This window comes from Erwinia phyllosphaerae, from assembly GCF_019132875.1.
In the GTDB taxonomy this organism is placed as follows: Bacteria; Pseudomonadota; Gammaproteobacteria; order Enterobacterales; family Enterobacteriaceae; genus Erwinia; species Erwinia phyllosphaerae.
The window spans coordinates 50,420-63,023 of the sequence record NZ_JAHSPF010000015.1 but is presented as its reverse complement, the minus strand read 5'-3'; the positions used below and the strand labels follow the sequence as shown (position 1 = coordinate 63,023).

Annotated in this window: 10 protein-coding genes; 4 read left to right on the top strand and 6 right to left on the bottom strand. The window is 53.1% G+C overall.

The window, feature by feature from the left end:
* Positions 1–12: 12 nt before the first annotated feature.
* The 3 genes from KUE00_RS20365 to KUE00_RS20355 form a co-directional block, all read right to left on the bottom strand.
* Positions 13–1,293, bottom strand: coding sequence for an MFS transporter (locus tag KUE00_RS20365; RefSeq protein WP_246762017.1), 1,281 nt, complete (start codon positions 1,291–1,293; stop codon positions 13–15).
* Entirely contained in the window at positions 1,286–2,440 is a 1,155-nt protein-coding gene (locus KUE00_RS20360) for a mandelate racemase/muconate lactonizing enzyme family protein (protein WP_246762015.1), read from the bottom strand. Before KUE00_RS20360 ends, KUE00_RS20365 begins: the two co-directional genes overlap by 8 nt.
* A gap of 192 nt (positions 2,441–2,632) precedes the next feature.
* Positions 2,633–3,400, bottom strand: coding sequence for a GntR family transcriptional regulator (locus KUE00_RS20355; protein ID WP_246762013.1), 768 nt, complete (start codon positions 3,398–3,400; stop codon positions 2,633–2,635).
* 214 nt (positions 3,401–3,614) lie between these two features.
* On the opposite strand from KUE00_RS20355, the gene nagE reads away from it, so the two are divergent.
* From nagE to KUE00_RS20340, 3 genes are read left to right on the top strand one after another with little or no spacing between them, the layout of a single operon-like run.
* Positions 3,615–5,000, top strand: a complete 1,386-nt coding sequence (gene nagE / locus KUE00_RS20350) for an N-acetylglucosamine-specific PTS transporter subunit IIBC (protein WP_246762012.1) — start codon at positions 3,615–3,617, stop codon at positions 4,998–5,000.
* A gap of 3 nt (positions 5,001–5,003) precedes the next feature.
* Positions 5,004–5,933: a DUF7916 family protein gene (locus KUE00_RS20345; RefSeq protein WP_246762011.1), complete on the top strand. Its 930-nt coding sequence runs from the start codon at positions 5,004–5,006 to the stop codon at positions 5,931–5,933.
* 13 nt (positions 5,934–5,946) lie between these two features.
* Complete coding sequence (locus KUE00_RS20340; RefSeq protein ID WP_246762009.1) at positions 5,947–7,812, top strand: hypothetical protein; 1,866 nt, start codon at positions 5,947–5,949, stop codon at positions 7,810–7,812.
* A 100-nt stretch (positions 7,813–7,912) separates the two neighbouring features.
* Here the strand turns inward: KUE00_RS20340 and KUE00_RS20335 are convergent, their stop codons facing one another.
* Entirely contained in the window at positions 7,913–8,914 is a 1,002-nt protein-coding gene (locus tag KUE00_RS20335; protein ID WP_246762007.1) for a zinc-binding alcohol dehydrogenase family protein, read from the bottom strand.
* A 98-nt stretch (positions 8,915–9,012) separates the two neighbouring features.
* Here KUE00_RS20335 and KUE00_RS20330 point away from each other — a divergent pair, with 98 nt between their 5' ends.
* Positions 9,013–9,909 (top strand): LysR family transcriptional regulator, encoded by an 897-nt coding sequence (locus KUE00_RS20330; RefSeq protein ID WP_246762048.1) that lies wholly within the window; start codon positions 9,013–9,015, stop codon positions 9,907–9,909.
* 49 nt (positions 9,910–9,958) lie between these two features.
* Here the strand turns inward: KUE00_RS20330 and ettA are convergent, their stop codons facing one another.
* The gene (gene ettA / locus KUE00_RS20325) at positions 9,959–11,626 is read right to left on the bottom strand and encodes an energy-dependent translational throttle protein EttA (protein WP_246762005.1); all 1,668 of its coding nucleotides are present in this window, start codon (positions 11,624–11,626) and stop codon (positions 9,959–9,961) included.
* A gap of 108 nt (positions 11,627–11,734) precedes the next feature.
* Complete coding sequence (gene deoR / locus KUE00_RS20320) at positions 11,735–12,511, bottom strand: DNA-binding transcriptional repressor DeoR (RefSeq protein WP_246762003.1); 777 nt, start codon at positions 12,509–12,511, stop codon at positions 11,735–11,737.
* Positions 12,512–12,604: the final 93 nt, after the last annotated feature.

Sequence of the window (12,604 nt, the reverse complement as noted above, 5' to 3'; positions counted from 1 at the left end):
TTTTTATTGTCGTTACGCCAGCGAGCGCAGCGCATTAACGCTCTGCTGGCGGACAAACAGCGCCAGCATTGCCATACCGGTTAGTGCCAGCACGCTGGCTAACAGAAAGGCTGAAGAGTACCCGCCGCCATACTGAATCAAAAAACCGGTAATTCCCGGCGACAGGATGCCCGCCAGATTCGCCAGCAGATGTACAAAACCGCCTGCGGTACCGATACGTTCAGCCGGAACGATATCCTGCAACAGCGACCAGCATGCCTGCGGCGTCATATAGGCAAATACGCTGGCAAGCGTGATTAGCGTCACTGCCAGCGTAACGCTGCTGGCCCAGGCCGTCAGCATGACGCAGATCGCCGCCACCGCCAGACCAAAAAAGATCACCAGCTTACGCGACAGCAAAAAATTGCCGGTGCGGCGGAACAGCGCATCGGAAATGACGCCACCGCCGATAAAGCCTACCGTTGCGCCCAGCCACGGCAGAATACCGATCAGGCTCATGCTTTTAATATCCAGATGCTGAAAATCGGTCAGGTAGCTGGGCAGCCACGAGAGAAAGAAAAACTGGATATAGTTAAAGCAGAAGAAGGCCGCGGCGACGCCCAGTACCGGCAGTGAAAAAACGTAGTGCCAGAGTTTAGTTTGCTGAGCGTTACCCGATTTGGTCACGCGTGTGGCGGGGCGCTGGGCAGCAATCATTGCCCGTTCTGGTTCGCTAACGCGCGGATGCTGTTCTGGTCTGTCGCGGAACAGCCATAGCCAGAAAGCCAGCCAGACGAAGCCCAGCGCGGCAATCACAATAAAAGAGACGCGCCAGCCAAAATGCAGCCCGACCAGCCCAACGACCGGCGCGGCAACGGCAGCGCCGAGCGGCTGTCCCGCATTGGTAAAGCCGACCGCGCGGCCAACCTCCTGACGAGGAAACCAGTTAGAGATCGACTTATTGGTGGTGGTGCCCATTGGCCCTTCGCCGATGCCAAACAGTACGCGCACGATCAGCAGATGGGCAAAGCTACCCGCCAGTGCCGTGGCACCGCAAAACAGCGACCAGATGGCCGCCGCCCAGCCAAACACTTTACGCGGGCCGTAGCGGTCCGCTCCCCAGCCGCCCAGAAAACAGAACAGGCAGTAGCCGATAAAAAAGCAGCTGAATAAGATACCCATCTGCGCATCATCGATTTGCAGATCTTTTTTAACCAGTGGAGCCATTACCGACAGGGCAGCACGATCCAGGTAGTTCAGCACACCAGCAAAAAACAGCAGCAGCGCTACTACGCTTCGATAGTTTTTAAACATGATTAGCCCCCATGCTCAGGGTGATATGGCTGAGGGTATGCCTTTGCAGTACTTCCGCATCCGGCTGAAAACCCAGGCCCGGCACTGGGGGAAGCCGCATCGTCGGCGCGAACTCTAACTGAGGATAAAGCAGCGGCGTGAAGCGGATAAAAGGCACCTCCAGACGGATATCGGCAGGCAGGGTGGCAACCAGATGCGCGGTAGCCAACAGACCTGCGCCGTAGTAAAAGCAGTGGGGAACAACCTTGATACCATGCTGTTTAGCGCGTTCAAAAACGCGCAGCGAGGCGGTAATCCCACCCACTTTTGTGACGCTGGGCTGGAGGATATCGACGGCTTGCGCACCGTAAAAGGGTTCGAATCCCCATTCACCAGAGGCGTTTTCGCCCGCGGCTATCGGCGTGCCGGCACGACGAACCTGCGCCAGTCCGGCAATATCGTCCGGCGGCCATACCGGCTCTTCCAGCCAGCCCAGCTTTAACTCTGCCAGCTGCCGGGCGCGATGACCGGCTTCGTCGACCGACCACGGACAGTTAACGTCGACCAGTAGCGTGGCCTCTTCTGGCAGCGCGGCTCGGGCAGCGGCAATCGCAGCGTAGTCGGTTTCATGCAGCTTAAGCATCTGGAATCCGGCCTGCCATGCACGCTGTACCTGACGGGCGACCTCGTCCGGCTGATTGTTATAGCTGACCAGGCTGGCATACAGCTCCACTTCCTGACGCTGTGCGCCCAACAGCTGCCACAGCGGTTTTTTCAGCCGCTGGCCAAGGAGATCCCACAGCGCAATATCTATCGCCGACAGCGCATAGCGAACCGGCCCGCTGCGGCCAAAAGCGTGCAGCGCCTGCTCCGCTTCGGTCATCAGCAACAGCAGTGCTTCGCGGCTTTCCGGCACGGCCTTGCCCAGAAACAGCGGAATAACCAGCGCTTCCAGCGCCCCGGCCGTAACCGGATTACATAAATGACCAAAACCTTCTCCCCAGCCTTGCTCGCCTTGATCGGTGGTGACGCGTACCAACAGCGTTTCCATCTGCTTCAGCGCGGGGGACGCCGCGTTCCATGCCGTTTCCGCCGCTGGTACTGGCGCTTCACGATCGCTGGCAAAAGGAATAGCGAGGCGGATGACCTCAATTTGACTGATTTTCATGCCGGAAACCTCTTTATGTAGGGCGGTCAGCGGCTTGTAATCAGCTATAAGAGTGCCGCCGGACCAGTGGGGTAAGCATGTTGCCGTTTCAGTATAAAAAGGAGGTCAGGCGGGAGCATCGTTCAGCCGCACAAGGATAGCGCGGCAGGATAAGTCAAATTTTGGCATCTGGCTAAGCGGCTGCGGGACGGGTCACAGAAGCAGGGGCCTGGCATCATCCCGATCTCTGTGTAGCGCGACCGTGAAATCATAATATTCATTCAGGCACCAGGTACGGGTATATTCCACCGGTCGATCGCAATGGCTGTAACCCGTGCGTGTTACCAGTAAAAGCGGGTCTGATTCTTTAATTTGCAGATGACAAGCCAGCTTACCGTTTGCCGCGACGGCGCTAAAGCGCTGGATAGCCCGTACTACCGGCATCCCTTTTTGCGCCAACAGCAGATAAAGCGACGTATTGGCATTGCTAAGCTCTTCCAGCAAATCGTCAGGAAGCACGGCCAGCTGCAAAGAAATAGCAATATCGTTGATTTTTCGTAGTCGGATTATCTCAAGCACCTTCTGATTTTCCGTCAGGCAAAGGGCCTGCTGCTCTTCCGCAGTAGATTCTCGACGCTGGCAGCCCAGCATCTCACTTTGTGGCGTGCCGCCGCATTTTTCCGCCATCTCGCTAAAGCTTTCCAGCACGCCAGGCAGCTGGCGCACCAGCGGGGCGATAAATGTACCCGATCCACGCTTGCGCACAATAGTGCCGTTTTCCAACAGCGTCTGATATGCCCTGCGGGCAGTACCACGCGCAATACCCAGCGTTTTCACCAGCGTGCGTTCAGAAGGAATGATATCGCCAGGCTGCACTTTCCCTTTCCGCACGGCCGTTTGCAAGCTCTTTACCAGCTGCATATAGAGCGGCATGGTGCTGTCGTTATCAACATAAAACAGGGGAGATAAAGTCTTGGTCATCGTAGCTCCTGGAGGAATAAAGCCCGAATGTGGCTAATTGATTAAATTTCTATTTGTCTTTTGTTATCAAGGGGATGAAATGCCATAAATTTTGTCATGCCAGTCACAATACAGAATGGAACAGATAGCGTACAGGCGAAAGACAACTGTATGGTGCGCAAAGTGGTACACAAAAGGTACATGTTTTCCTCTTCTGATTTGCGCAGGTAAACCTATGAACAGTTACTTCTTCGCTATTATGCAGCGGCTCGGCAAAGCATTGATGCTGCCGATAGCTGTGCTTCCTATTGCTGGCCTATTGCTGCGGTTAGGGCAACCCGACGTACTGGATATCGCTTTTATTACCAAAGCGGGGCAGACGCTTTTTGAGCATTTACCGCTGCTTTTTGCCATAGGTATTGCTGGCGGCCTGGCTAAAGATAATCACTGCGCGGCCTGTCTGGCAGGCACCGTCGGCTATCTGGTTCTCACTTCGGTAATGAAGGCTATTAATCCGGAGCTGGATATGGGCGTGCTGGCGGGTATTGTTGGCGGCATTCTGGCAGGCGTGCTCTACAATCGCTATCAGGATATTCGCCTGCCGGAATATCTTGCTTTTTTCGGCGGCAAACGCTTTATTCCGATCGCTACCGGCATGAGCTGCCTGTTGCTGGGCATTGTTTTCGCATGGGTTTGGGCACCGCTACAGCACGGTGTTAGCAGCGCAGGAGACTGGCTGGTGACTTCCGGCCCGGTTGGCCCTTTCGTCTATGGCATTCTGAACGTCCTGCTGCGGGTAGTCGGGCTGCACCATATTATCAATTCCTTGGTCTGGTTCGTTTTTGGGTCGTACGGCACGGCGGAAGGCGGTGTCGTAACGGGCGATATCCATCGCTTTTTTGCTGGTGACCCTCTGGCGGGCGACTTTATGACCGGCTATTTCCCGGTATTTATGTTCGCGTTGCCGGCCGCCTGCCTGGCTATGTACCATGCCGCGCCGATGGATAAACGTTCTACCGTCGCTGGTCTGTTTTTATCCCTGGCGCTGACGACTTTTCTGACCGGTATCACCGAGCCGGTAGAATATACCTTCCTTTTCCTTTCTCCACTTCTTTATGGTATCCATGCGCTGTTAACAGGCGTCTCTATGGCCGTATGTCAGCTGTTGGGGATTAAGCTTGGCTTCACTTTCTCTGCCGGATTAATTGACTATGGGCTTTCTTTTGGTCTGGCGACCTCGCCGTTATTGATGATCCCTGTAGGGATGGTATGGGCGCTGATTTATTACCTGCTGTTCCGCTATTTTATCCGGCGTTTTAATCTTGCTACGCCAGGCAGAGAGGATCATACCGTCATGGCAGAGAAAAAAGGCGTATCGGAAATTGCGGCAGACTATCTGGTAGCGCTGGGTGGAAAAAGTAACCTTATTGTTATCGATGCCTGTATTACTCGTCTTCGTCTTGAGGTTGCCGATATGGCGCAGGTTAACGAGAAAAAATTAAAGGAGCTGGGTGCGTTAGGCGTAGTTAAAAAAGGAAGCAATGGCGTGCAGGTTATTATTGGCGCTCAGGCTGAGATTGTTTCTGGTGAACTTCGCGAGCTTGTTAATAACAAGGAATAGTATATGAAACAGAAAAGATTTCTGGATTGCTGCGCCTCGGATCTGGCGGCGGTGAATAAAGACGAGCTGCTGTATGCTATACGCGCCAGCGAAGGGCGTATATTGGTTAGCGAAACTATCGCTATCACGCAGCCACTATTAAATAATGTCACTAATGCAGAGCTGGCTGCCGCACAGGGCGCAGATATTTTGCTCGTTAACATGTTCGACTGTCTGAATCCATTAATACAGGGAATGCCTGCCGGTATTTCATCGGAAAAAATGCTCTCTGAGCTACAGCATCTGACCGGGCGAATTATTGGCGTTAACCTTGAGGCCGTGGACCCGAATTTTGCAAACAACCATAAAGAAATATGGCAAATGAGCGCCGGGCGGGAAGCCAGCGCCGAAAATGCCAGGCGCGTGGTAGAAATGGGGGCGAAAATCATTGTGCTTACTGGTAATCCAGGCAACGGCATCAGCAATCTGGCGCTGGCCAAAGCGCTGGGAGAATTAAAAGAGGCGGTAGGAAGCAATGTTGTTTTGATAAGTGGAAAAATGCACGGTGCGGGCGTCATCAGTGAAAGCGCGCAGGCCATCATTACCGAAACCGATATAGCCAACTTTGCCCGGCATGGCGCTGATATTGTGCTCGTGCCTGCACCAGGTACGCTGCCCGGCATGAGTCTGGAACGGGTACAGTCGCTGATTGCCTGTGCCCATCAGCAGGGCATCATGGCGATGACCGCAGTGGGAACCTCACAGGAAGGAAGCGATATCAATACCATCAGACAGATTGCCTTAATGAGTAAAATGGCGGGAGCAGACCTACATCATATTGGTGATACGGGGTATATGGGAATAGCGCTACCGGAGAACATTCTGGCCTACGGTATTGCCATCAGAGGTGTGCGACACACTTATTCACGTCTGGCACGGTCAATAAACCGTTAAGCAGAGGTTAAAAATGTTTAGCACGAAACCGGCTACTACCTTTAGTGATCCTCTCACTGTTCTACAGGCGGCAAACCACAACCGGGGAGCGAAAGTTTTAGTTGTCGGTTATTCTCCAACGGGCGGCGGACATACGGGACGTTTATTAAATATTATTGGTCATGCTTTAGAAAAAGGTGCTTTCACTTCCGGCTGTGTCGTTATTTTTCACGTACCGCCAGTGTGGGAGAATATTCCCCGGCGAGCCGAGCTGGAGGTTTTGTGCCGTAAGCTCTTACAAAAAGGGATTGCGGTGGTGCTGGCTGAAGCAACCAGGCCTGTTTACGGCTATCTGGATGATAAAACCGGAGGATCGAATGATGCGATGATCCTTGAAAGGCTGGCCTGTTATCCTCTACGCAACAGAATGAAACCGCAGGGAAATAGCTGTGTTGATGGTCTGGAGCAGTGCGTTATTTATCAACCGGGAATGGATATACATAGCCTGCCGCTAATAGAAAGTAAGGTTTTATTTAGCAGTTTGCTGCGGGTGCTGAGCCGGGAAACGCTTTTTAATCGAGTGTACGTGCTGACGGATATGGATTTTGCTTTGCAAAAAGCGGCGGCCTGTATTGGCATTCCCGGGCACCATCGTCTGGACCAGCAAAATCACGCCATTTTGCTGGAAACCATCCATACGCAAATTAATTTTTTGCCAAAATATGCCCTTTTAGCCAAAGTGCTTGGTGGTACAGGCGAAAAAATATCTCACATTGCGCCAGGCGAAAAAAATACGCTTGGGAATATGATCGATACAGCCGCCAGGCTACAGATAAACGCTGGTATACCCGTTGCTGTTGCCCAGGAGCGGATAATGAAAGAAATAGAAAAGCATCTGCTTTCTGCAAACGCCGCCGCTGCAAAATTGCAGAATTGCCTTAAAACCGGCGCGGCTTTTGTTGGGGCTATCTGTTCGGAGAACGTTACCAGAGATTACAGCAAAAAAAATATCGTTTATATTTATGCCCACAAGAAAACAAACAGTATTGCACAGCATATTCAAACCAGGCTGGCACAGAATCATCCGGATTATAGCTGCCGAGTTTTTATTTTCTGCGGCTCTGGCGCGACAGGTAATTTAAACACCTTACATCTTTGTTACCTCGCCGATGCGGATGGCATAACCACTGCAGGTGCGGGTACCTGTGGTGAGTTTCGCTATTTACATCGTCAGGTAGCCTGTCAGGCTCGCCTGCTGGTTTTGCCTGTTGAAGGCCATAATGAACAGGCCGCCAATCTTGCTTACCTCAGCACTTCTGAAGCCACAAAAGAGTATATTTACAGTATGCGCGCGCAGGAAAATCTGCAGCAGCTGCTCGATCGCTATCTCTCCATTGCTCCTGTTGCTATCGATAAAAAACAAACCATGAGTGATTATTTTCACGCGATAACCTGTGAAAAAACTTACGCGGCACAGGCTTTTGAGCTGTTATTCAATCAGGTTTCTCCTTCGCAACAGATCACTTTTCTGCAACAACTCGAAGTGAACATGTATCAGTCCCCTTTGCTTAAAGGAACCCGCCGTTACTTGAAAATGGTTTTTCAGGGGATGCTGCTGGCGGAAAAAGGAAGGCAGGACGCTGTCGATATCTGGTTCAGCGATAAAGAAATTAATAGCCACAGGTTCGATAATTTATGGGATCTGGGTATGACAATCGGCAATAACACTTTACTGGCGAATGTATTAGGCCTGCCAAAAGAGGAAGTGGCTGGCCTGCCGCTGCGTCTTCAAATTGCCAGTTTCTTTAAGCAGGTCGGTAAGCGGTGGAGCAGTAACAGTCTGATTGAAATGAATAAATTAAAAGAAGAGCTTGGCGGGTTTATGATTACCGGCTTTTAATAAAAAGGGCGAAAACGCCCTTTTAGATTGTTGGTAACCTCTATGCGCTCATAATTTCAGGTGGGTTAGCAGCCTGAAAAAACGAAAACGTCTTTTTTACTTAGTAAACCAGCACCACTTTGCCGCGCATGTGGCCTTCCAGCACCAGTTGGTGTGCCTGCGTCAACGTCTCTACGCTTAAACCGTGCAGCGTTTTACTGAGTGAAGTAGTGACTTTCCCTTCATCCAGCAGTTTTGCCGTCGCGGCCAGAATTTCGCCCTGTTTAGCGATATCCGGCGTGGTGTACATGCTGCGGGTATACATGAATTCCCAGTGCAGCGCCGCGCTTTTTAGCTTGAGTTGCTCCATGTCCAGCGGCTTTTCGTTTTCCACGATGGTGCAAATCTGGCCCTGTGGCGCAATCAACTGCGCCAGCGTGTTCCAGTGACCATCTGTATCGTTCAGACAGAAGATATAATCAACCTGCTTCAGGCCGTGTTTTTCCAGCTCTGCTGGCATATCTTTATAGTTAATAACCAGGTCGGCTCCGCGATCTTTACACCACTGGGCTGAATCCGGCTGTGAAGCGGTAGCTATAATTTTTACTTTGCTGTGCAGCTTAGCAAAGGGGATAGCCAGCGAACCTACGCCGCCCGCGCCGCCGACAATCAACAGCGTTTTGCCTTCTGCAGCCTGGTCGATATGGAGTCTGTCAAACAGTCCTTCCCACGCGGTTAGCGCCGTCAGCGGGATAGCAGCGGCCTCCGCCCAGTTCAGCGAGGCTGGCTTATGACCGACAATACGGGAATCGATGAGCTGCTGCGTCGCGTTGCTGCCCGGACGAGTGATGTCACCGGCGTAGTAAACTTCATCACCGGGTTTAAAATTATTGACTTTACTGCCCACTTCCAGCACAACGCCGCTGGCATCCCAGCCCAGAATACGCGGTTGCTGCAGGCCATTTTTTTGTGCGCCTTTGTGCACTTTGGTATCAACCGGATTTACCGAGGCGGCTTTGACCTCTACCAGCAGGTCATAATCTTCAGGGCCATGTTTATCTGTTTGTATTTCAATAAATTGATCCGGTTTTTCTGGATTTACAGCAATAGCTCGGATTGTCATAGCGCATTTCCTTTAAGTTGTGTTAATTGAGTGTAGAAGCTAAGCAGGCTAATGATAAGCCGTACAATTACTAACTCAGTGTTCGTGTCAGGTGAACAATCATGTTTAAGCAGCTGCAGGCTATGGCCCTTTTCGCCATGGTGGCCGAATGCGGCAGTTTTACCGGGGCGGCTAAGCGCGCGGGACTGCCGAAGTCCAGCGTTAGCCAGCGTATCAGTCAACTTGAGCAGACGCTGGGACTGCGTCTGATTAACCGTACGACCCGACAGCTCAATCTGACCTTTGCCGGAGAGCGCTATCTTGTGCACTGCAGCGAGATGCTGCAGGCCAGTGAAAGAGCCAGTATGACTATCGAGCGGCTACGGGATAATCCCAGCGGTCGACTACGCATTACTTCACCAGCCGGTATTGGCGCTACGTTGCTGGCGCGGTTTAACGCCACTTTTCAACAGGCCTATCCGGACGTCACGCTGGAAGTTGCCGTTTCGGATGAGGTGCGCGACATTGTCCAGGAGGGCTATGACATCGCTTTACGTACCGGCCAGCCGCAGGATTCATCGCTAATTGGCCGTCGGATAGGCTATTGCGATCGCCTGATGGTGGCCTCGCCCGATTATCTGGCGTGCTATAAAGCGATTACGCATCCGCAGCAGCTGGCGGAGCATCGCTGTATTGCACATCGCGCGTGGAATGAGTGGGTATTAAAAAAGGATGAGGAGTTTTACCGCTGGCTGCTGCCGCCGGTACATATCACCGATAATTTGGTTTATGCGCGAGAGTGCGCGCTGGAAGGTGCCGGTATTACTTTGCTGCCGCGATTTCTGGCAGAAGAGTCGCTATTGGCGGGAACGCTGGTAGACGTGCTGCCGGACTGGAAAGTATCAGGCAATGAATTGTGGCTGGTTTATCCGAGCCGCAAGCTGAATTCGCCCGCGCTGGTACGCTTTGTCGACTTTGCGCTGGAGTCTGAGGTGTTTCGGGAGTTTTACCGGTAATAAAAAGCGTGCGGGCTAAGCGCTCCCGCACGCTGATGCAGTTAACTTCTTACTTGCTCATACGCTTGTACTTGATGCGTTTTGGCTCCAGCGCATCCGCGCCCAGCGTACGCTTCTTGTACTCTTCGTATTCGGTGAAGTTACCTTCAAAGAATTCGATTTTGCCTTCATCCTGATAGTCCAGAATGTGCGTGGCGATACGGTCCAGGAACCAGCGGTCATGCGAGATAACCATCGCGCAGCCCGGGAACTCCAGCAGGGCGTTTTCCAGCGCGCGCAGGGTTTCAATATCCAGGTCGTTGGTCGGTTCATCGAGCAGCAGCATGTTGCCGCCAACCTGCAGCAGCTTGGCCAGATGCAGACGACCGCGTTCACCGCCGGACAGTTCGCCCACGCGTTTACCCTGATCGACGCCTTTAAAGTTAAAGCGGCCAACGTAGGCGCGGCTTGGCATTTCGGTGTTGCCGATGCGCATGATGTCCTGGCCGCCGGACACTTCTTCCCAGACGGTTTTAGAGTTATCCATGCTGTCGCGGAACTGGTCCACGGACGCCAGCTTCACGGTGTCGCCCAGCACGATATTGCCGGAATCAGGCTGCTCCTGACCGGACATCATACGGAACAGCGTTGATTTACCCGCGCCGTTTGGACCGATAATGCCGACGATAGCCCCTTTCGGTACGGAGAAGGAGAGATCGTCAATCAGTACGCGATCGCCATAAGATTTGCGCAGATTGCTGATTTCCAGCACTTTATCGCCAAGGCGCGCGCCTGGTGGAATAAAGAGTTCGTTGGTTTCGTTACGCTTCTGGTAGTCGGTGCTGTTCAGTTCTTCAAAGCGCGCCAGGCGAGCCTTGCCTTTAGACTGACGGCCTTTGGTACCGGCGCGCACCCACTCCAGCTCTTTCTCAATCGATTTACGGCGAGCCGCTTCGCTTGACGCTTCCTGCGCCAGACGAGCATCTTTCTGCTCCAGCCAGGAAGAGTAGTTGCCTTCCCACGGGATACCTTCGCCACGGTCCAGCTCCAGGATCCAGCCAGCCACGTTGTCCAGGAAGTAACGGTCATGGGTAATTGCAACTACGGTGCCTTCAAAGTCGTGCAGGAAGCGTTCCAGCCACGCCACGGATTCAGCATCCAGGTGGTTGGTTGGTTCGTCCAGCAGCAGCATGTCCGGCTTTTCCAGCAGCAAACGGCACAGCGCGACGCGGCGGCGTTCACCACCGGAAAGGTTCGCGATTTTTGCATCCCAGTCCGGCAGGCGCAGCGCATCGGCGGCGCGTTCCAGCTGCGTATTCAGGTTATGGCCATCGTGCGCCTGGATAATCTCTTCCAGACGACCTTGCTCAGCGGCCAGCTTGTCAAAATCCGCATCTTCTTCTGCGTACAGCGCGTACACCTCGTCCAGACGCTTCAGCGCGCCAACGACTTCGGCCAGCGCTTCCTCCACCGATTCGCGAACGGTGTGCTCCAGATTGAGCTGCGGCTCCTGCGGCAGATAGCCGATTTTGATACCGGGCTGCGGGCGCGCCTCGCCTTCGATATCTTTATCAATGCCGGCCATAATGCGCAGCAGCGTGGATTTACCCGCGCCGTTTAAACCCAGCACGCCAATTTTTGCGCCAGGGAAAAAGCTCAGGGAGATGTTTTTCAGGATATGACGCTTCGGCGGAACGACTTTGCCGACGCGATGCATGCTATAGACGAATTGAGCCACGTAGGATGAGCCTCTTGATGTCTGTTTAGTAACCGGGGCATTCACTGCCCACTCAGACCCCGAAGTTTAGCTGGTTTCACCCGGCAATCACAGCCGTGAAGCGACAGTTTATCCCGACGTGGCCGAGAGGTATTGCGTAACGCCAGCCAGCTCCAGCTGCTGCGCCAGCTTTTTCGGCGCGGCCTCATCGCTGATTAACGTATCAAACAGGGCCAGATCGCCAATGCGGGCAGGCAGCACTTTGCCAAATTTGCTGCTGTCGGCCACCAGAATTTTATGGCTGGCGCGCACCAGGACCTGGTGTTTCATCGGCAGTTCATTGAGATTAAAACAGGTTACGCCCTGATCCACATCGATGCCCGCCGCCGAAATAAAGGCTTTGCCGGGACAAAGATTGTCGATCACCGATCCCTGGCCCAACGGCGTGAAAATCGCGTTATCGGCGTGAAACTCGCCACCGTTGAGGATCACCCGGCAACGCGGTTTTTCTTTCAGCGCCAGAAACGTATTGACCGCGCAGCAGATGGCGATAAATTCCAGATCGTTATCGATAGCTTCAATAATCCACGGCATGGTCGTGCCGCAATCGAAAAATACCGTATCGCCCGGCTGGATCAGCGTGGCCGCCAGCTGGCCCAGCCGCCGTTTTTTGTCGACGTTGTGCGTCTGCTGATCGGAAACAAAATAGTGGCGCTGGGTAGCTTTCGGATCGCTGACGATGTAGCCGCCAAGCAGAACCACGGTGGAAGGCTGCTCGTTAAGATCGCGGCGAATAGTCATTTCAGACACGCCCAGCATCAGCGCCGCCTCTTTTAGATGGATTTTGTCAGTGCGCTTGAGCGCCTGCGCCAGTTTTTTTACTCGCTCACTGCTACGGGTTTCCATGGACGAATTTCCTTTGAGTTTTGGAAGCCGCTTTTCCGGATAAAACGATGCTGTTTTAGCAGGTTGCAGGAAGAGAAGCAGGCAAAAGAATCA

What these genes read in the sequence shown, in the direction of transcription:
- KUE00_RS20365 (WP_246762017.1), bottom strand. Translation starts at nt 1,293, where the DNA reads ATGTTTAAAAACTATCGAAGCGTAGTAGCGCTGCTGCTGTTTTTTGCT.
- KUE00_RS20360 (WP_246762015.1), bottom strand. Translation starts at nt 2,440, where the DNA reads ATGAAAATCAGTCAAATTGAGGTCATCCGCCTCGCTATTCCTTTTGCC.
- KUE00_RS20355 (WP_246762013.1), bottom strand. Translation starts at nt 3,400, where the DNA reads ATGACCAAGACTTTATCTCCCCTGTTTTATGTTGATAACGACAGCACC.
- nagE (WP_246762012.1), top strand. Translation starts at nt 3,615, where the DNA reads ATGAACAGTTACTTCTTCGCTATTATGCAGCGGCTCGGCAAAGCATTG.
- KUE00_RS20345 (WP_246762011.1), top strand. Translation starts at nt 5,004, where the DNA reads ATGAAACAGAAAAGATTTCTGGATTGCTGCGCCTCGGATCTGGCGGCG.
- KUE00_RS20340 (WP_246762009.1), top strand. Translation starts at nt 5,947, where the DNA reads ATGTTTAGCACGAAACCGGCTACTACCTTTAGTGATCCTCTCACTGTT.
- KUE00_RS20335 (WP_246762007.1), bottom strand. Translation starts at nt 8,914, where the DNA reads ATGACAATCCGAGCTATTGCTGTAAATCCAGAAAAACCGGATCAATTT.
- deoR (WP_246762003.1), bottom strand. Translation starts at nt 12,511, where the DNA reads ATGGAAACCCGTAGCAGTGAGCGAGTAAAAAAACTGGCGCAGGCGCTC.